We start from the raw sequence: 18,792 nt of genomic DNA, 5'->3' as shown, positions 1-18,792 counted from the left end.
CGCTGGGTGCAGTGGATGATCACTTTCCGCGTTCCTTCCCCCGCGATCGTCCGCTACACGAACCCGCGCAGGTCAGTGTCCTCGGAACGCCTCCTCCAGCCACCAGGACGGCCGCCCCCGCGTGATCTTCGCGTGCACCAGCATCGGCCGGTCGCGGGGCCCGGCCAGCCAGCGCGCCACGGCGCCGAGGTCGGCCGGCCGCCGGACGGTCGCCGCCGCGCAGCCGTAGCCCCGGCCGATCGCGGCCAGGTCGGCGGGCGGGAACGTGACGGTGCCGAGCGGATGCCCCGACGGCCCGAAATGGTGGACCTCCGCGCCGTAGGCCTCGTCGTCGTAGACGACCACCAGCAGGCCGAGGCCGAGCCGGACGGCCGTCTCCAGCTCGGCGGCGGCCATCAGCGCGCCGCCGTCGCCGAGCGCGGCGACGGTGAGCCGGCCGGGACGGGCCACCGCCGCGCCGATCGCGGTGGCCAGGCCCAGCCCGATCGACTGGAACGCCTGCGTGAACACCAGCCCGTCGGCGTCCGGGACGTCCAGGAACATCGCCGGGTAGCCCATGAAGTTGCCGGAGTCGACGGCGACGGTGCGCTCGCGCGGCAGCATCCCGTCCAGCGCGATCGTCAGCGTGCGCGGGTCGATGCGCGGGCCGCCGCCGGGGTGCCGGTCGTGCTCCTTGTCCTCCTCGTAGGGGACGTCCTGCCAGCGGCCCTCGCGGGCGAGGCGCTCGGCGACGTCCGCGGTGCGGTACCCGGTGGCGGAGTGCCCGCGCGCCTCCAGCTCCGCGGCGGCGGCCCGCGCGGTCTCCGCGGCGTCGCCGATGAGGCCGAGGTCGACCCGGTGGTGCGCGCCGAGCGCACGGGCGTCCACGTCGACCTGGACGACCGTGGCCGCGCGGCCGACGAGGGCGCCGTGCCGGGTCGTCCACATGTTCAGCGAGCAGCCCCACGCGACGAGCAGGTCGGCGCCGGCGATGAGCTCGGCCGCCGCGGGGGTCGCGAACCCGCCGCTGACGTCCAGGCCGTACGGGTCGCCGACGAACAGCCCCCGGGCGACGGCGGAGGTGGCGACCAGCGCGCCGCACCGGGCGGCGAGCGCGGCGAGCTCACCGCCGGCGCCCGCGAGCCGCGCCCCGCGCCCGGCGATGAAGACGGGGCGCTCGGCGGCCTGCAGCGCGTCGGCGAGCCGGGCGACCGCTCCCGGAGGCGGCACGGGCAGCGGCGGCACCCGCGACGGGCGGGGCCGGTGGCCCGCGGGCGCGGCCGCCCGCGCGTCCCCGTCGGGCAGCTCCGCGCCCTGGACGTCCAGTGGCAGCCCGAGCAGCACCGTGCGGCGCTCGGCGACCGCGGTGCGGCAGGCCCGCGCCACGTCGGCGAGCGCGGTCTCCGGGGAGCGCACCCGCTCGGGGACGGCGCCGACGGCCGCCGCCAGCGCGGCCTGGTCGATCCGGAAGTTCGAGCGGACCGCCGACGCGGCCACCTCGCCGGCCAGCACCAGCAGCGGCGTGCGGCTCTTGGCGGCCTCGGCGATGCCGGTGACGGCGTTGGTGAGGCCCGGCCCCTGGTGCACCGACACCACCCCGAGCCCGCCGCTCACCCGCGCGTAGGCGTCCGCCATCGTGGCCGCGCCGCCCTCGGTGCGGGCGGCGACGAACCGGGCGCCGTGCGCGGCGAGCGCGTTGGTGACGTGGAAGTTGCCGCTGCCCACCACGCCGAACACGGTCTCGGCGCCGAGGCGGGCGAGGGCCTCCCCCACGGCCTCCGCGACGATCATCGCTCGACCAGGGCCAGCACGCGGGCCGGGCTGCCGGAGCCGCCGACGATCGGCAGCGGCGCGGCGACCAGCACGGCGCCGCGGACCGGCAGGCGGGCGAGGTTCTGCAGCTGGGTGAGGCCGTACTTGCCGGCGCCGAGGAAGTAGGAGTGGCAGGGGAACGGCGGGTCGAACGCGTGCGCGCCGCCCGCGTCGGTGCCGACCGTCTCCACCCCGAGCCCGAGCAGCGGCGTCTCCTCCGCCAGCCAGCGGGCGCACTCCGGCGAGACGCCGGGCGCGTGCGAGCCGTTCTCGTCGGCGTTGAGGAACTCCTCCTGGTCGCCGGAGCGCGCGTCCCAGCCCGTCCGGTACAGCAGCCAGCCGCCGTCGGGCAGCGGGCCGTTCGCCCGCTCCCACTCGCGGACGTGGTCGATCTCCAGCAGGAAGTCGGGGTCGGCGGCGGCGTGCTCGGAGGCGTCGAGGACGACCGCGGGGGCGACGAGCCGCCCCGCGGGGACCTGCGCGACGTCCTCGCCGTCGCGGCCGGTCGCCCAGTGCACGGGCGCGTCGAAGTGGGTGCCGACGTGCTCGCCGGTCGTGATGTCGTTCCAGTACCAGGCGGGCCCGCGGTCGTCGTACCGGCTGATCTCCCGCAGCGAGAAGGGGACCGTGTTCGCGAACGGCTCGGGCAGCCGCAGGATCGGCGTCCGGTCCGACAGCGGGGCGGTGAGATCGACGATCTCCACCGAGCCGGCGGCGAGGGCGGCGAGGAGCTGGGCGAGGACGGGCATCGTTCCTCCGGGCGGCGCGTACGGGCTGGGGGGTCTCGCGCGGGGTGATCCGAACGTACCGCAGATGCCCCTGTTCGCAGGGTCACCCGGCGCAGGTGCGCCGCCCTATCCGATCAGTCCGCCGAGCCTTCCCTCCAGGACGACGAGCAGCTCGGCGAGCGCGCCGGCGAGGGCGTCGCGCCGGTCCTCCGGCAGCCCCGACAGCAGCGCGGCCTCGTACCCCACCTGGTCCGGCATGATCCGGTCGATCAGCGCCCTGCCGTCCCCGGTGAGCGCCAGGTGCTGGACCCGCCGGTCCCGCTCGTCGGGGCGCCGCTCGACCAGGCCGCGCTCCTGCAGCCGGCGCACCCGCTTGGTCACCGCGGCGCCGGAGGAGAACGTCTCGCGGGCGAGCCGGGTCGGGGTGACGCCGGGACCGAGCCGGCGCAGCGCGGTGAGCACGTCGAACTCGGCGCGGACGAGCCCCTCGCGGCTCAGCGGGCCCTCCTCGGCCTGCTGGAGCAGCGCGGCGCAGCGGGTGATGCGCCCGATGACCGCCAGCGGGGCGGTGTCCAGCCCCGGGTGGATGGCCCGCCACTGGCGGATCACCTCGGCGACCACGTCCTCCACGCCCGGCTCCCCTCCGCGTGCCGTCCGGGTGATCGTACGCCCGTCACGCCGCGCGGGACGCGGGGGCGCGGCCGGGGGCGAGCGCGGCGAGGGCCCGGTGCCCGTCGCGTTCGGCGCGTTCGACCCGTTCCGCGGGCAGCGCGCCCTGCCACCACTCGCCGGACGCGACGTCGACCGCGTCCCGCACGTCCACCAGCGCGGACGCCAGGCGGTCGCGGGCCCGCGCGGCCTCCGGCGGATCGGGAACGGTGGCGCCGAGCGCGCGGGCGGCGGCCGTCGCGGCGTCGAGCCGGGCGAGGGCGGCGCCGATCCGCCCGGTGGCGCGGCGGTTGGTGACGAGCGCGCAGCCCAGCAGGCCGGCCGCGACGCCCACGCAGGTGTCCAGCCAGCGCTCGGCCGCAAGCCTCCCGGCGGGCTGGAGCGCGGCCAGCTCGACCATCAGCAGCGCCATCGGCGTCACGAACACGCTGCCCAGCCAGTAGTTGCGGGCCATGGTGGCCTCGGTGCAGAACTGCAGCGCCATCACGACGGCGACCAGTGCGAGGCCGCCGGCGCGGGTCGTCGGGAGCAGGACGGTGAACAGGGCGAGGCCGGCCAGGTTGCCCACGGCGCGCTGGAGCCCGCGGCGCCAGCTGAGGGTGATGTTGGACTGGAAGACGGCGGCGGCGGTCACGACCGCCCAGTAGGGGCGGCCGACGCCGAGCGCCATCGACGCCCAGCCGGCCAGCGCGGCGCCCGTGGCGACGCGGGCGGCGACGGGCAGCAGCGGCGAGCCTGGCCGCAGCACCCGCAGCAAACCCCGGACGCCGCGCGGCGCGGCGGCGCGGTCGGCGGCGATGCCCGCGAGCTCGCCGTCCTCGCCGGGACGGGCGGGCGGACGCGGGACGGCCCGGTCGCGCCGCAGGTCGGCGGCCCAGCCGGCGAGCCGGTCCGGATCGTCCGGGGTCCCGGCGACGACGGTCCCGGCGTGCACGAGGAGGCGCTCGAGCCGCCGCCGGTCCGCGGCCCTGGCCGGGGTGCGGGCGCCGGCGCGCAGCAGCGTGTGCCAGGCGGCGTTGACCGCGGCGGCCGCGTCGTGGCGGGCGCGCGCCGCGCCGTCCGGCTCCGCGTCGGCGAGGCGGGACGCGGCCTCCAGCGCGCGGGCCACCGCCGTCCGCTCGGGGCCGTCGGGCCGGACGAGGCCGGGCGCCATGGTCACCAGCCAGGCGACCGCGCCGCCCGCGAGGCCGAGGGCCAGGTGGAACGGGACGTCCGCGAGCCGCTCGCCCGGGACGAACAGGCAGCTCGCCGTGACGAAGGTGAGGATGAGGCCGCCGGGCGGCCCGGTGCGCGCCGCGTCGCAGAGCGTCCTGTGCGCGGCGGCGAGCAGCGCGGCGACCGCGACGCGGATCGCCGCGGAGTCGGTCGAGGCCGCCGTGACGAGCGCGATCCCCACGCTGGCGAGCATGCCGAGGACCACGACCGCCATGAAGCGGGCGCGGGAGGCGTACGGCTCGCCGTGCGAGTAGATCGCGCACAGCGACCCGGCGGAGGTGTAGAGCGCGAGGTCGAGCCGGCCCAGGGCCAGGAGGACCAGCGCCGGCACGCCGAACGCGACGGGCGCGCTCAGCGCGGCCTTGTGCCAGATGTCGGCCGCCTCGCCGACCTTCAGGACGCCCCGCAGCGGAAGCGGCCGGATCCGGACGGCCGGGACGCCGATGCTCTCCTCGCTCACCGTTAAAGCTTAACAAGTAATTTACTCGTGAAATATATGCTCGGCGTGTGCTCCCCGCCACGTCCCCCCGCCCGGCCCTTCGAGCCCGGCTAGTCTTTCAACCAGGGATAACGGGCCGTGTCGCCGCCCGCGTAGTCCGGATCCAGGTAGATGAACACCCGCTGGATCTTCCAGTCGCGGATCTCGAACACGTCGCACCACCGCCCGGCGCCCCACTCGGGCACGCCCGCCCGCCACGGCCCGTCCCGGTGCTCGCCGTGGCTCGTGCCCTCCACCACCAGCGTGTCCCCGCCCGAGAACACCCAGTTGAACGTGGCGTAGTGGTGCTCGATGGACGCGATGGTCGCGCCGACGTCGCCGAACAGCCGGCCGATCGCCTCCTTGCCGGTCGCGAGGCCCCACTTCGGGAAGTAGACCTGCGCGTCGTCGGCGAACAGGTCCAGCAGCGGCGCGCCGTCGGACGTCACCCCGCCGTTGTCGAACCCCTTGAGGTACTCCAGCGCGACCGACTTGCGCTGCTCGTCCGTCATCGTCTGCCTGCTGACCGCCAACCGCCTCACCCGTCCCGTGCGCAGAGGGAGCCGCCCCGCAGACCGTACCCCGGCGGCCGTCCCGCCGTCAGTCCCCGCCCGCGCCCCGCCGGACATGGGCGGGACGCGGGGGTCCGGCGGAACAATCCTGACGCGTCAGAGGTTAGGGTTGCCTAATTACCACTGATCCTCATCGGCGGAGGTCCGCATGGCCACGGAACCGGTACGCAAGGGGCGCAGGCTCAACCGGGGGACGGTGCTGCGCACCGAGCGCCTCACCCCGCACATGATCCGCGTGGTGCTCGGCGGCGAGGACCTCGCCGGGTTCGGCGCCGGCGCGTTCACCGACCACTACGTGAAGCTGCTGTTCCCCCAGCCGGGCGTGGAGTACCCCGAGCCGTTCGACATGGAGAGGGTCCGCGCCGAGATGCCGCGCGACCGGTGGCCGAGCGTCCGGACCTACACCGTCCGCGCCTGGGACCCCGAGGCCGTCGAGCTGACCATCGACTTCGTCCACCACGGCGACAAGGGCATCGCCGGGCCGTGGGCGGCGCGCGTCCGGCCGGGCGAGGAGATCTTCTTCAACGGCCCGGGCGGCGCCTACGCGCCCAGCGCCGACGCCGGCTGGCACCTCCTGGTCGGGGACGAGAGCGCGCTCCCCGCCATCGCCGCCTCCCTGGAGCGGATCCCCGACGGGGTCCCCGCCCGCGTGTTCGTCGAGGTCGCCGGCCCGGAGGAGGAGCAGGACCTCCGCGCCTCCGCCGGCACCGAGATCGTCTGGCTGCACCGGAACGGCGGCCAGGTCGGCGACCTGCTCGTCGAGGCCGTCCAGAAGCTCGACTTCCCCGACGGCGACGTGCACGCGTTCGTCCACGGCGAGGCCAACTTCGTGAAGGCGCTCCGCCGCCACCTGCGCGTCGACCGCGGCCTGCCGATGGAGCGGCTGTCGATCTCCGGGTACTGGCGCCGGGGCCGCGACGAGGACGGCTGGCAGTCGAGCAAGCGCGACTGGAACCGCCAGGTCGAGGAGGAAGAGGCGCGCTCCCTGTCCTGACGGGCGGCCTCCGCTCGCCACGTTCGCGGTGCGGCGCCGGGGGTCAGGCGGTGGCCTCGGTCTGGTCGTCCAGGTCGGGGCCTTCGTCGTCGGCGAAGCCGGGGAGCCAGCGCTCGGCCTCGGCGCGGTAGTCGCCCTCCGCCTCCAGCTGGCAGAGCACGCCGCCGCCGCCCGCCAGGGCGCGGCTCACCGCCAGGTACTGCGGCGGCAGCCGGAACTGGCGGGCGAGCGCGCCCGGCCGCATGTCGGCGGCGAGGCCGAGGCCGCGGGACGTCTGCTCGCGCATCCATTCGCGGGTGTAGCGGAACCGGCCGACGGCGAACGGCGCGGCGTGGGGGGTGACGAGCGCGGCCACCTCCTCCGGGTCGACCTCCGCGTCCGGCGCGAGGAAGCCCTCCTCCCACAGCGCGTCGACGATCTCGTCGGGGTCGCCGAGCGTGCCGATGCGCAGCAGCCGGCCGATCGACCACTGCAGCTCGTCGGGGACGCGGGCGGCGCCGCCGAAGTCCATGACGCCGAGGCGGCCGTCGTCCAGCAGCCGGAAGTTGCCGGGGTGCGGGTCGATGTGGATCATCTCGCAGCGGGACGGGCCCGACAGCAGGAAGCGGAACAGCAGCAGGCCGGCGCGGTCGCGCTCCTCCCGGCTCCCGTCGGCGATGACCCTGGCCAGCGGGGTGCCGTCCAGCCACTCGGTGACCAGTACGTTCCCGGACTGCGCGACGACCGCCGGGACGACGAAGTCGGGGTCGCCGGCGTAGGCGTCGTGGAAGGCGGTCTGGGCGCGGGCCTCGTCGACGTAGTCGAGCTCCTTCTGCAGGCGCCGCTTCAGGTCGGCGACGACCGGCTTGACCTCGACGCCCGGGAACAGCGGCGTGATCACGCGGCTCAGCCGGGAGATCTGGTTGAAGTCGCTCATCAGCGCGTCGGCGGCGCCCGGGTACTGGACCTTGACCGCGACGGTCCGCCCGTCGTGCCAGACGGCCTTGTGCACCTGGCCGATGGACGCGGCCGCGGCGGGACGGTCGTCGAACTCGGCGAACCGCTCGCGCCAGTCCGCGCCGAGCCCTTCGGCGAGGACCTTGTGCGTGGTGGCGGCCGGCATCGGCGGCGCGGCCTCCTGCAGCCGGGTGAGGCTCGCGCGGAACGGCGCGGCGACCTCCTCGGGCAGCCCGGCCTCGAAGATCGACAGGAGCTGCCCGACCTTCATCGCGCCGCCCTTGAGCTCGCCGAGCACGGAGAACAGCTGCTCGGCGGTGCGGCGCTGGACCTCCAGCGCGACGGCCTCGGCGGGCCGTCCGATGGTCCGCTTGCCGAACCCGAGGGCGGTGCGCCCGGCGAAGCCGAGCGGGAGCGTCGCCAGTTTCGCGGTGCGCGTCACCGCGCGGCGGGGGATGTCAGTCACGGCCCGGCCGTCCCTCGTTCGACAGTGCGTCCAATGATCTCCAGCCTCTCACGGCGGACGAATACCACGAAATAGTCATTCCCGCTAAAAGCCTCAGCGTTCAGACGGGCTCGGAGATTCCCTCGGCGCGCGGCCGGAGCTCCGGGCTCGCGGCCGCCTCGTGGCGGCAGGGCCGCAGCAGCAGCTCCACGACCTCCAGGGCCTGCTCGATCTCCGGCCGGTTCCCGCCCAGGTAGTGCGCGTACATGAACGAGTCGGCGATGCGGACGACGGCCTGGGCGAGCGTCCGGGTCGGCAGGGGCACCCGAAGCGCGCCCCGGTCGATCTCCCGCTGCAGCTCCCGGGTCAGCAGCTCGGTCGCGCGGTCCTCGATGGTGCCGGGCATCGTGGCGAGCCGGATGAACAGCCGAGGCTCGCGCTCGGTGAACGCCTTGAGCGGCGCGGCGTCCACCACCGCCCGCATGAACCGGTCCAGCACGGTGAGGATCCGCTCCGGCCCGGTGCCCCGCACGCCGCGCGCGGCGACCCGGTAGGTCCGCTCGGTCATCTCCGCCAGCACGGTGCCGAGCAGCTGCTCGCGGCTGCCGACCCAGCGGTAGAGGGTGGCGCGGCCGACGCCCAGCTCGGCGGCGAGCGCGGACATGTCGATCGGCTCTCCCCGCAGGTAGTGCGCGGACGCCGCGGCGAGCGCGGCCTCGGGCCCGGTCGGGCGGCGCGCGGGCGCCGGGGCGGGCGACGGGCCGGGAGGCCCGCTCGGGGGAACAGAGCTGCCGCTCATCCGCCCAGCATGACACAGCGGGGACGATGCTCCGGCAGGCGCGCGAACGCGGTACGGGGAGGCCGGGCGGGGGCCGGCGGCGGTCGGTCGGCGCGGCGAGCGGCGCGGTGCCGGAGGGACGGCGGAGGCGGGGCCGGGCCGCTCCCCCATGACACCTCGCGAACGCGAGACTACCCAGAGTGATCAAGGGTAGTCGGTAGGTGTGAAAGAGAGAAGCGGGGACGCCGGACGCAAGGGCCGGCTGCTGATCATTGGCGGGGCGGAGAACCGGACCTGCGGGGCCGGGCCCCTGGAGACGTTCGTCGAGCTGGCCGGCGCGGAGGACGCGCGGATCGTGGTGGTGACGACCGCGACCGAGGTTCCCGAGGAGGTCGCCGAGGAGTACACCGCGGTGTTCGGGCGGCTCGGCGTGCCGTCGGTGCGGGAGCTGCGGCTGCTCGGCCGCGCCGCCGCCGACGACGCCGCGACGCTGCGCGCGCTGGACACGGCGACCGGGGTGCTGTTCAGCGGCGGCGACCAGTCGCGGATCCGGACGCTGGTGGGGTCGCGGACCAACGAGCTGCTCAAGCGACGGCTGAAGCAGGACGGCCTCGTGATCGCGGGAACGAGCGCCGGGGCGACCGCGATGGGCCATTGGATGATCCTCGGCGGCCACGGCCACGAGGTCGCGGCGTCCAGCGTGAAGGTGGGGCCGGGCCTGGCGCTGCTGGACAACGTACTGATCGACATGCATTTCAACGAGCGGGGGCGGCTGCCGAGGCTGCTCAGCGGCATAGCGCTGGACACCCGGCTGCTCGGCGTCGGGATCGACGAGGACACCGCGATCGTGGTCGGCGACGGGCAGTTCCAGGTGGTCGGCACCGGGGTGGTGACGGTCGTGGACGCGGGCCAGTCGACCGTCGCCTACGCCGCGTCCGACGACGAGCCGATGGCGATGTTCGACGTCTCCCTGCACCTGCTGCCCGCCGGCTGCTCGTTCCAGATGCACGACCGGCTGCCCGCGATCGGCACGATGCGCGGGCCCGGGGAGGAGTGACCGTGCGGCTTCTGCATGTGCGCCGCCTCGGCGGCCCGAACGTCTACCTGAACCGCCCGGTCGCCGTCGCGCGGCTGGACCTGCGGGGCCTGACCGGGCACGAGACCACCGACCATCCGGGCTTCGCCGAGCGGCTGGTGGCGGCGCTGCCGGGGCTGCGCTCGCACCACTGCTCGGCGGGCCGGCCGGGCGGGCTGCTCGACGCGATGGCCCGCGGCACCTATTTCGGTCACGTCACCGAGCACGTGACGCTGGAGCTGTCCGGGCTGATCGGCCGGGAGGCGTACTTCGGCCGGACGGTCCGCGCGGGCGGCCCCGGCGAGTACGAGCTGATCCTCGAATGCCCGCGGGACGAACCGGCCGAGACGGACCTGGTGGAGGCGCTGATCGAGCTGGCGGTGCGGACGGTGACCGCGGCGCTGTCCGGGGCCGTGCCGGATCCCGCGCCCGGCCTCGCCCCGATCGCCGCCGCCTACGAGGCGAGCAGGCTCGGGGTGAGCACCGCCGCGCTGGCGCGCGCCGCCCGCGAGCGGGGCGTGCCGGTCCGCCGCGTCGGCGACCTGAACCTGCTGCGGCTCGGGTACGGGCGGTACCGCCGGATGGCATGGGCGGCGATGACGGACGGCACGTCCGCGATCGGGATGGAGGTCGCCGCGGACAAGCGGCTGGCGCACCGGGTGCTGGCGGACGCGGGCGTCCCCGTGCCGGAGGGCCGGGTGGCGCGGGCGCCGGCCGAGGCGCTGGAGGCGCTGCGGGAGATCGGCGCGCCGGTGGTGGTCAAGCCGCTGTCGGGGCACCAGGGCGAGGGCGTGCACATCGAGCTGTCGGAGCCGCCGGAGGTGGTGGCGGCGTTCACGTCGGCGGCGGGCGGGGAGGGGCGGGGCGACGCGTCCGGCGTGCTCGTCGAGTCCTACATCCCGGGCCGCGACTACCGGGTCCTCGTGGTCGGCGGGCGGGTCTCGGCGGCGGCCGAGCTGACCGCCGCGCGGATCACCGGCGACGGGACGTCCACGGTCGCGGAGCTGGTGGAGCGGGTCAACGCCGACCCGGCGCGCGGGGAGGGCCACGACAGGCCCCTCACCCGCCTGGCGCTGGGCGCGACCGAGCTGGCACTGCTGGCGCGGCAGGGCCACGGCCCCGGCACGGTGCCCGGCGAGGGCGAGACGGTGCGGCTGCGCCGCAACGCGAACCTGTCCACCGGCGGGACGAGCCGGGACGTCACCGACGACGTGCATCCCGAGGTCGCCGCGATGTGCGTGCGGGCCGCCGCGACCGTGGGGATGGACGTGTGCGGCATCGACCTGCGGCTGCCCGACATCGGCTCGCCGCTTCCCGCCGAGCGCGGCGCCGCCGGGATCCTGGAGGTGAACGCCGCGCCGGGGCTGCGCATGCACCTGGCCCCGTACGAGGGCGGGCGCCGCGACGTGGCGGGCGACATCATCGACCTGATGTATCCGCCGGGGACCCCGTCGCGGGTGCCGGTGGTGTCGGTGACCGGCACCAACGGCAAGACCACCACGGTCCGGATGATCGCGCACATGCTGGAGCTGCACGGCGTGCGCACCGGCATGACCAGCACCGAGGGCGTGTACGTGGGCGGCCAGCTGATCCACCGGTCGGACGCGTCCGGGCCGCGGTCGGCGGAGATGGTGCTCGGCGACCGGTCGGTGGAGGCCGCGGTGCTGGAGACGGCGCGCGGCGGGATCGTCCGGCGCGGCCTCGGCTACGACCGCGCCGACGTCGCGGTGGTCACCAACATCACCCGCGACCACCTCGGCATGGACGCCACCGAGTCGGTGGACGACCTGATCGACATCAAGGCGCTGGTCGCGGAGGAGATCCGCCGGGGCGGCCATCTGGTGCTGAACGCGGAGGACGGCCCGTCGGCGGGGCTGGCCGGGCGTCCCGCGGTGGCGCGCCGCGACCCGGAGCTGTGCTTCTTCGCGATGTCGGCGGACGCCCCGGTGCTGGCCCGGCACCTGGAGGGCGGCGGCGCCGGGTACTTCGTCGAGGACGGCCTGCTGACGGAGGCGCGCGGCGGGCGCCGCACGCGGGTGCTGCCGGTGGAGGAGGTCGCGGGCGCGTTCGGCGGCCGCGCCGGGCACGTCGTCGCGAACGCGCTGGCCGCGCTGGCCGCCGCCCGCGCGCTGGGCGTGCCGGTGGACGTCGTCGCGGAGGCGCTGCGCACCTTCGATCCGCACACCCGCAATCCCGGGCGCGGCTGCGTGTACCAGGTCGGCGACAACCCGGTCCTGGTCGACTACGCGCACAACCCGGCGGCGGTCACCGCGATCGGCGCGTTCGCGCGGGCGCGCTGGGGCGGGGGCGGCGTCGCGGCGGTGACGCTGCCCGGCGACCGGTCCGACGAGCTCGTCGCCGAGACGGCCCGGTGCGTGGCCGGCGCGTTCGGGCGCGTCGTCGTCTACGAGGACGAGGACCTGCGGGGGCGCAGGTCCGGCGAGATGACGCGGCTGATCGTCCAGGGGCTGCGGGAGGGCCGCCCGGACGTGCTGCACCATCCGGCGGGCGACCTCAAGGGGGCGCTGACCTCGGCGCTGGACATGGCCGGGCCCGGCGAGCCGGTGCTGCTGCTCTACGAGAAGCTGCAGCCGGTCGTCGAGCTGCTCGAGACCCTCGGCGCCGAGCCCGCGGCGCCCTGACTAGGACGTCTCCGGTTCCGCGCGCTTCTCGCCGGGGGCGCGCGGCGGGCCCGCGGCGGGCAGCGCCGCCGCGGCGGGCCGCAGCAGGAGGACGGCGACGGCCAGCAGCGCCAGCACGACGATCCCGTCCATCCAGTAGTGGTTGGCGGTGCTGACGACGACGGCGACGGTCGCGGCGAGATGCGCCAGCCACAGCCACCGCCAGCGCGTCCGGCAGGTGACGATGAGCCCGATCGCGATGATCGCGGCCCAGCCGATGTGCAGCGACGGCATCGCCGCGTACTGGTTGGCCATGGTGTCGTGCTGCGGCGAACCGTACACCGACGGGCCGAAGCGGGCGGCGGTGTCGATCAGGCCGGTGGCGGGCAGCATCCGGGGCGGCGCCAGCGGGACGAGCAGGTGCAGGGCGAGCGCCCCGGCCGTCAGCGCGACCAGCACCCGGCGGATCCACCGGTAGTGCGCGGGCCGGCGCAGGTAGATCCAGAGCAGGAACAGCGCCATCGCCGGGAAGTGGACGTAGGCGTAGTAGCAGTTGGCCACGTGCACGAGGAACTGGCTGTGCAGCAGCCCGTGCTGGAGGTGCGCCTCGCTCGGCAGGTCGAGGGCCCGCTCGACGTCCCAGATCCGGTGCGCGTTGCCGAACGCCTCGCCCACCCGGTCGTTGGCCAGCAGCCGCCCGAGCTTGTAGACCGTGAACAGCACCCCGATCAGCAGCAGCTCGCGGACGGGCCGCGGCCGCCCGCCCGGCCGTCCCCCGCCCGGCCCTCCCGGTCTGCGCAGCCGCGCGAACGACGAGACCGGCCGGGACGGCTGTTCGAGGAGGCTCATGGGAGGTCCTTTGGCGGGCGGGTCCGCCGCGCTCGGGCGAGGCGGCGGCTGCTGGGACGGCCCGGGCCGTCCCCCGCGAGGGACGGCCCGGGCACTGGGTCAGGTCACGGCCGGGTCGAGCTCGCGCTCGCCCTCGCCGGGGCGCGGCGCGGGGTCGCCGCCGCCGTGCCCGTCGTGGAGCAGATGCCGAAGCCTCTCACCCTCGACGTCCACGTTGGGCAGGATGCGCGCCAGCCACCGCGGCAGCCACCAGGCGGCCCGGCCGACGAGCGCCATCACCGCCGGGACGATCGTCATCCGGACGACGAAGGCGTCGAAGGCCACGCCGGCGGCCAGCGCGAAGCCCATCATCTTGATCATCGACTCGGAGGAGGAGAGGAACCCGGCGAACACCGCGATCATGATCACGGCGGCGGCGGTGACGACGCGGGCGCCGTGCCGGAAGCCGGTGACCACCGCCTCCCCCGGGGGCGCGCCGTGCACGTACTCCTCCCGCATCCGGGTGACGAGGAAGACCTGGTAGTCCATGGCCAGCCCGAACACCACGCCGATCATGAAGATCGGCATCATGCTCATGATCGGGCCGGTCTCCTCGACGCCGAACAGCCCGGACAGCCAGCCCCACTGGAACACCGCGACGACGGCGCCGAAGGTGGCCGCGACCGTGAGGAGGAACCCGAGCGTGGCCTTCAGCGGGACCAGCAGCGACCGGAACACCAGCATCAGCAGGATGAACGCGAGCCCGACGACGAGCCCGAGGTAGGGCGCGAGGGCGCCGCCGAGCTTGGCCGACACGTCGATCATCATGGCGGTCCGGCCGGTGACCATGGCCCCGGCGCCGGTCTGCGCCTTCAGCCCGTCGCCCCTGTCGCGGATCGCCGAGACGAGGTCCTCGGTCTTCTGGCTGCTCGGCCCGCTCTTCGGGACGACGGTGAGCACCGCGGTGTCCCCCGCCGGGTTCGCCTGCGGCGGCGTCACGGCGGCGACGTCCGGCAGCGTCCGGATCTCCCCGGCGAACCGCTGCCCGGCCGCCTGCGCGTTCGCGCCGTCCACGACCACCATCAGCGGGCCGTTGAAGCCGGGCCCGAAGCCCTTGTCGAGCAGGTCGTAGGCCTTGCGCTGGGTGGTGGCGGGCGAGGCGACCTCGTCGCCGGGCATGCCGAGCCGCAGGTCCAGCGCCGGGACGGCGATCGCGCCCATCCCGGCGATGGCCAGCAGGAGCACCGGCAGCGGGCGCCGGACGACGAACCTGGCCCACCGCTCGCCGAACGGCGGGCGGCCGCGGCGGGAGACGCCGCCGCGCAGGAACGGGATCCCGCCGCCGAGCACCTTGCGGCCGGCGAAGCCGAGCAGGGCGGGCAGCAGGCTGAGCGCGATCAGGACCGCGACGACCACGGCGAACGCGGCGGCGAGCCCCATCTCGGTGAGCATCGGGATGTCGACCACGGCGAGGCCGGCCAGCGCGATGACGACGGTCAGCCCGGCGAACACCACCGCCGAGCCGGCGGTGCCGACGGCGCGTCCCGCGGCCTCCTCGCCGGCGCGGCCCTCGCGCAGCTCGTGCCGGTACCGGGAGACGATGAACAGCGCGTAGTCGATCGCGACGGCGAGGCCGAGCATCAGTGCGAGCGTCGAGGTCATCGAGCTCATCTCGAACAGCCCGGTGGCCGCGGTGATCCCGGCCATCGCGATGCCGACGCCGAGGATGGCGTTCAGCAGCGGCAGCCCGGCGGCGATCAGCGACCCGAAGGTGATGATCAGCACGACCGCGGCGACCGCGACGCCGATCACCTCGGTGGCGCTCTGCTCGGGCATCGCCTCGGTCGCGTCGCCGCCCATCTCCACCCGCAGGCCGGCGTCCCGGCCGGGCTGGGCGGCGGCGGTCAGCGCGCCGCGCGCGGCGTCGGTGACGTCGATCGCCGGCACCTTGTAGGTGACCTGCGTGTAGGCGATCCGGCCGTCCTGCGAGACGGCCTTCGCCTGGTAGGGGTCGACGACGGAGGCGACCTGCGGCGCCGCCTTCAGCTTGGCGACGACCTTCTCGACGCCCGCCTTGCCGGCGGGGTCGGTCACGGTCTTCCCGTCGGGCGCGGCGAACACGACCCGGGCGGTGGCGCCGTCCGCCGACGCCTGCGGCATGCGGTCCTTGAGCAGGTCGATCGCCTGCTGGGACTCGGTCCCCGGCATCGAGAAGTCGTTGGAGGTGGGCCCCTTGAGCACGGCGGCGCCGACGCCGAAGAGCACGAGCAGCCCCACCCAGAGCAGCGTGACGAGCCGGCGGCGCCGGAACGAGAACCGGCCGAGCCGGTAGAGGAAGGTGGCCAAGAGAGCGTCCCATCGGTAACGGGGCGTGCGGACATGGCCCCACGGCGGCCGGCCGTCAGGCTGTCGCTTCGGTCAGGGGGGTGGTGGGGGTGCGGCCGCCCTGCCAGGGGACCCGGTGCCGTCGGGCGGCGGCTCGGCGCCGGGGGTCGGAGAGCGCCCGGTCAGGGGCCGGGCAGCCCGGCGCGCAGCTGCGCGAACGCCGAGTCGATCAGTTCGGGCAGGTCGGCGCCGCTGCGCCCGTCGACCCACAGGTCGACGGCGGTGCGCATGGCGACGCCCGCGGCGCCCGCCAGCAGGTGCGGGTACAGGTCGCGGCCGGCGTGGGTGCCGGTGCGCGCGGCGACGACCTCGGCGATCTGCCGCTGCATCTCGCCGAGGCCGCACAGCTGCTTGCCGACGAGCGCGGGGTTGCGCTTGACCACGCGCAGCAGCGCGATGGTCTCGTCGCGGGTGTCGGTCGGCAGCAGGGCCTCCCGGACGACCTCGCGCAGCGCGTCCCAGATCGGCTCGCCCGCCGGGCGGGCGCGCAGGGCGTCGATCACGGCCTGCGCCCCGTCGGTGAGCGGCGCGACGATCGCCTCTTCCTTGCCGGGGAAGTAGTTGTGGAAGGTGCGGGGGGAGACTCCGGCCGCGTCGGCGATCGCCTCGATGGTGACGCCCTCGACGCCGCGCTCCACGGCGAGGAGCGCGGCGGCCCGGCTGAGCGCCCGGCGCGTCGCGACCTTCTTGCGCTCGCGCAGGCTCGTCTCGGTCATGCCTTCACGGTAAACCGAACTTGCGTGTCCGGCAAAATTTCAGGCACTGCCAGCTTGCGTGATGTGCATCTCATCGCCGGGCGGGAACAGATCCGCGTCGTCCGCCGTTCACCGGCCCGCCGCGCGCCGCTAGCCGAGCGGCAGGCCCGTGTAGTTCTCGGCCAGCGACGCCTTCGCGGCCTCGGAGGAGGCCACGTAGTCCAGGTGGGAGCGCTGGAGGCGCAGGGCGAAGTCGTCGGCGGCCGGGTCCACGTGCAGCAGCGTGGTCATCCAGTAGGAGAAGTGCTCGGCGCGCCACACGCGCCGCAGGCATGTCGAAGAGTACGCGTCGAGCAGAGCGTCCGAGCCCGTCGCGTACCGCTCCGTCAGCGCCCTGGCCAGCACGATCACGTCGGACACCGCCAGATTGAGGCCCTTGGCGCCCGTTGGCGGGACAATGTGCGCCGCGTCGCCCGCGAGGAACAGCCGGTCGTGCCGCATCGGCTCGGCCACGAAACTGCGCATCGGCGTGATCGACTTGTCGGTGATCGGACCCTCGTGCAGCTTCCAGCCGTCGTCGGTGGCGAACCGGGCCGCGAGCTCCTCCCAGATCCGCGCGTCGGACCAGTCCGCGATGTCCTCGTCCGGCGCCACCTGCAGGTACAGCCGGCTGACCTGCGGGGAGCGCAGGCTGTGCAGCGCGAACCCGCGGTCGTGGTTGGCGTAGATCAGCTCCTCGGTGGACGGCGGGACGTCGGCGAGGACGCCGAGCCAGGCGAACGGGTACTCGCGGGAGAACGTCCGCAGCCCCGGCACCGCCGGCCGGCTGACGCCGTGGAACCCGTCGCAGCCCGCGATGTAGTCGCAGTCGAGCGTGTGCGTCCCGCCGCCGTCGCGGAACGTCACGCTGGGCGCCGCCGGGTCGAGGCCGACGACCTCGGCCTCGAACCGCACGTCGCCGCCGTCCGCCAGCCGCTTGGCGACGAGGTCCTTGACGATCTCGGTCTGCGCGTAGACGGTGACGGTCCGGCCCGTCAGGTCGGTGAGCGGGACCCGGTGCCCCGCGCCGCCGAACCGCAGCTCCAGGCCGTGGTGGACGAGGCCCTCGCGGTCGAGCCGCTCCCCGACGCCGCTCTCGCGGAGCACGTCCGTGGTGCCCTGCTCGAGCATCCCGGCCCGCTGCCGCCGCTCCACGTAGCCGCGGTCACGGCTCTCCAGGACCACCGAGTCGATCCCCTGCAGATGCAGCAGATGCGACAGCAGCAGCCCCGCCGGGCCACCGCCGATGATCGCCACCTGGGTACGCATCGAGCCTCCTCGTCATCGCTCTCTCGGGGGGATCCCCCTGTGATGCTGGCGCGCGTACCCGCAGGTTCAGGCGCCGGTCTTCCGCTCGGTGGAAAACACCTCAGGGTGTCCGCGCCAGTGCTGGCCGACGTCCCGCGACAGCGCCCGCGCCGCCGTCGTCAGCGGCGGCAGCAGCCGCCGCAGGTCCGCGCTGCGGGTCCGCGCGACCAGCGACAGCGCGGCCACCACCTCCCCCGTCCCGTCGCGGACGGGCGCGCCGACCGAGGAGGCGCCCAGCGTCATCTCGTCGCGGGTCAGCGCGTACCCCGAGCGGCGCACCTGTTCCAGGCAGCTCCGCATCTCGTCCGGGTCGGTGATCGTGCGGGCCGCGTGCCGCACCAGACCCGCGCCGATCACCCGCTCCCGGTACTCCGGCGCCGCGAACGCCAGCAGCACCTTGCCGACGCCGGTGGTGTGCAGCGGCAGCGTCGCTCCGACCTGTGTCACGACCGGCACCGAACGCGTCCCGCGCAGCCGCTCCACGACCAGGACGCGGTCGTCGCGGAGCACGGCGAGCTGCACGTTGTCGTGGGTCGCCTCGTACAGGTCCTCCATGTGCGGCAGCGCCAGCTCGCGCAGCCCGGTGACGGCCGGGGCCTGGCTTCCGATCCGCCACAGCCGGGTGCCGATGCGGTACGTCCCGTCCGGGACCCGCTCCAGGAACCCGCCCGCGGCCAGTTCCCCGACCAGCCGGTGCCCGGTGGCCAGCGGCAGCCCGGCGCGGCGGCAGATCTCGCTCAGGTTCAGGCGCACGTCGCCCTGGGCGAAGGCGTTCAGGATGGCCATCACCTTGCCCGCCACGCTCACCGGGCGCGCGCGCTCAGCCATGGCCCTCCCGCCGGTCACTCCTGTTCGGCCAGTACCCGCTGGGCGACGGCGAACGCCGAGTTCGCGGCGGGCACTCCACAATAGATCGCGGTCTGCAGCAGGACCTCCTTGATCTCCTCGGGGGTCAGTCCGTTGCGGAGGGCGGCGCGCACGTGCATGGCCAGCTCGTCCAGGTGGCCGCCCGCGACCATGGCGGTCAGCGTGATGCAGCTGCGGGTCCTGCGGTCCAGGCCCGGGCGGGTCCAGATCTCGCCCCACGCGTACCGGGTGATCAGGTCCTGGAAGTCCTCGGTGAAGGCGTCCTTGCGGGCCTCGGCGCGGTCGACGTGCGCGTCGCCGAGCACCTCGCGGCGCGTCCGCATGCCCTCCGCGTGCCGTTCCTCATCGGTGCGGCGCGAGCTCATCGG

At 75.2% G+C, this 18,792-nt stretch carries 16 protein-coding genes; 3 read left to right on the top strand and 13 right to left on the bottom strand.

Features of this window, described 5'->3' with window-relative positions:
- Positions 1–72: 72 nt before the first annotated feature.
- The 5 genes from J4557_RS28485 to J4557_RS28465 form a co-directional block, all read right to left on the bottom strand.
- Positions 73–1,770 carry a thiamine pyrophosphate-binding protein gene (locus J4557_RS28485; protein ID WP_208269829.1) on the bottom strand — a complete coding sequence of 566 codons (1,698 nt, stop codon included), beginning with the start codon at positions 1,768–1,770 and terminating at the stop codon, positions 73–75.
- The gene (locus tag J4557_RS28480; protein WP_208269828.1) at positions 1,767–2,540 is read right to left on the bottom strand and encodes a cyclase family protein; all 774 of its coding nucleotides are present in this window, start codon (positions 2,538–2,540) and stop codon (positions 1,767–1,769) included. The genes J4557_RS28485 and J4557_RS28480 overlap by 4 nt, the downstream gene beginning before the upstream one ends.
- A 105-nt stretch (positions 2,541–2,645) precedes the next feature.
- A complete protein-coding gene (locus tag J4557_RS28475) occupies positions 2,646–3,149 on the bottom strand; it encodes a MarR family winged helix-turn-helix transcriptional regulator (RefSeq protein WP_208269827.1) in 504 nt (167 codons plus the stop codon).
- A 43-nt stretch (positions 3,150–3,192) separates the two neighbouring features.
- Entirely contained in the window at positions 3,193–4,863 is a 1,671-nt protein-coding gene (locus J4557_RS28470) for an FUSC family protein (protein WP_208269826.1), read from the bottom strand.
- An 89-nt stretch (positions 4,864–4,952) separates the two neighbouring features.
- Positions 4,953–5,414, bottom strand: a complete 462-nt coding sequence (locus tag J4557_RS28465) for a nuclear transport factor 2 family protein (RefSeq protein ID WP_208269825.1) — start codon at positions 5,412–5,414, stop codon at positions 4,953–4,955.
- Positions 5,415–5,601: 187 nt separating this feature from the next.
- On the opposite strand from J4557_RS28465, the gene J4557_RS28460 reads away from it, so the two are divergent.
- Complete coding sequence (locus tag J4557_RS28460; RefSeq protein WP_208269824.1) at positions 5,602–6,447, top strand: siderophore-interacting protein; 846 nt, start codon at positions 5,602–5,604, stop codon at positions 6,445–6,447.
- A 43-nt stretch (positions 6,448–6,490) separates the two neighbouring features.
- On the opposite strand, the gene J4557_RS28455 is transcribed toward J4557_RS28460, so the two are convergent.
- Positions 6,491–7,849 carry an ABC1 kinase family protein gene (locus tag J4557_RS28455; RefSeq protein ID WP_208269823.1) on the bottom strand — a complete coding sequence of 453 codons (1,359 nt, stop codon included), beginning with the start codon at positions 7,847–7,849 and terminating at the stop codon, positions 6,491–6,493.
- 100 nt (positions 7,850–7,949) lie between these two features.
- On the bottom strand, positions 7,950–8,627 hold the full coding sequence (locus J4557_RS28450) for a QsdR family transcriptional regulator (protein WP_208269822.1): 678 nt from the start codon (positions 8,625–8,627) through the stop codon (positions 7,950–7,952).
- Between the two features lie 202 nt (positions 8,628–8,829).
- On the opposite strand from J4557_RS28450, the gene J4557_RS28445 reads away from it, so the two are divergent.
- Together J4557_RS28445 and cphA are read left to right on the top strand one after the other, a co-directional pair.
- Positions 8,830–9,663, top strand: coding sequence for a cyanophycinase (locus tag J4557_RS28445; RefSeq protein WP_208269821.1), 834 nt, complete (start codon positions 8,830–8,832; stop codon positions 9,661–9,663).
- A gap of 2 nt (positions 9,664–9,665) precedes the next feature.
- Entirely contained in the window at positions 9,666–12,323 is a 2,658-nt protein-coding gene (gene cphA / locus J4557_RS28440) for a cyanophycin synthetase (RefSeq protein WP_208269820.1), read from the top strand.
- Here the strand turns inward: cphA and J4557_RS28435 are convergent, their stop codons facing one another.
- From J4557_RS28435 to pcaC, 6 genes are all read right to left on the bottom strand, one after another.
- Positions 12,324–13,151, bottom strand: a complete 828-nt coding sequence (locus J4557_RS28435; protein ID WP_208269819.1) for a phosphatase PAP2 family protein — start codon at positions 13,149–13,151, stop codon at positions 12,324–12,326.
- Positions 13,152–13,250: 99 nt separating this feature from the next.
- Positions 13,251–15,476, bottom strand: a complete 2,226-nt coding sequence (locus J4557_RS28430; protein ID WP_208269818.1) for an MMPL family transporter — start codon at positions 15,474–15,476, stop codon at positions 13,251–13,253.
- A 161-nt stretch (positions 15,477–15,637) separates the two neighbouring features.
- On the bottom strand, positions 15,638–16,231 hold the full coding sequence (locus tag J4557_RS28425; RefSeq protein ID WP_208269817.1) for an acyl-CoA-like ligand-binding transcription factor: 594 nt from the start codon (positions 16,229–16,231) through the stop codon (positions 15,638–15,640).
- A 129-nt stretch (positions 16,232–16,360) separates the two neighbouring features.
- Entirely contained in the window at positions 16,361–17,518 is a 1,158-nt protein-coding gene (locus J4557_RS28420) for a 4-hydroxybenzoate 3-monooxygenase (protein WP_208269816.1), read from the bottom strand.
- Between the two features lie 66 nt (positions 17,519–17,584).
- Complete coding sequence (locus J4557_RS28415) at positions 17,585–18,385, bottom strand: IclR family transcriptional regulator (RefSeq protein ID WP_208269815.1); 801 nt, start codon at positions 18,383–18,385, stop codon at positions 17,585–17,587.
- Between the two features lie 14 nt (positions 18,386–18,399).
- A complete protein-coding gene (gene pcaC, locus J4557_RS28410) occupies positions 18,400–18,789 on the bottom strand; it encodes a 4-carboxymuconolactone decarboxylase (RefSeq protein ID WP_208269814.1) in 390 nt (129 codons plus the stop codon).
- Positions 18,790–18,792: the final 3 nt, after the last annotated feature.

It is taken from the genome of Actinomadura nitritigenes, from assembly GCF_017573545.1.
GTDB classification, from domain to species: Bacteria; Actinomycetota; Actinomycetes; order Streptosporangiales; family Streptosporangiaceae; genus Spirillospora; species Spirillospora nitritigenes.
The sequence above is the reverse complement of the archived record's forward strand: the minus strand, read 5'-3'. Positions and strand labels throughout refer to the sequence as shown.

Coding starts and splice junctions, on each gene's coding strand:
- J4557_RS28485 (WP_208269829.1), bottom strand. CDS start 1,770: ATGATCGTCGCGGAGGCCGTGGGGGAGGCCCTCGCCCGCCTCGGCGCC.
- J4557_RS28480 (WP_208269828.1), bottom strand. CDS start 2,540: ATGCCCGTCCTCGCCCAGCTCCTCGCCGCCCTCGCCGCCGGCTCGGTG.
- J4557_RS28460 (WP_208269824.1), top strand. CDS start 5,602: ATGGCCACGGAACCGGTACGCAAGGGGCGCAGGCTCAACCGGGGGACG.
- J4557_RS28450 (WP_208269822.1), bottom strand. CDS start 8,627: ATGAGCGGCAGCTCTGTTCCCCCGAGCGGGCCTCCCGGCCCGTCGCCC.
- J4557_RS28435 (WP_208269819.1), bottom strand. CDS start 13,151: ATGAGCCTCCTCGAACAGCCGTCCCGGCCGGTCTCGTCGTTCGCGCGG.
- J4557_RS28425 (WP_208269817.1), bottom strand. CDS start 16,231: ATGACCGAGACGAGCCTGCGCGAGCGCAAGAAGGTCGCGACGCGCCGG.
- J4557_RS28420 (WP_208269816.1), bottom strand. CDS start 17,518: ATGCGTACCCAGGTGGCGATCATCGGCGGTGGCCCGGCGGGGCTGCTG.
- J4557_RS28415 (WP_208269815.1), bottom strand. CDS start 18,385: ATGGCTGAGCGCGCGCGCCCGGTGAGCGTGGCGGGCAAGGTGATGGCC.
- pcaC (WP_208269814.1), bottom strand. CDS start 18,789: ATGAGCTCGCGCCGCACCGATGAGGAACGGCACGCGGAGGGCATGCGG.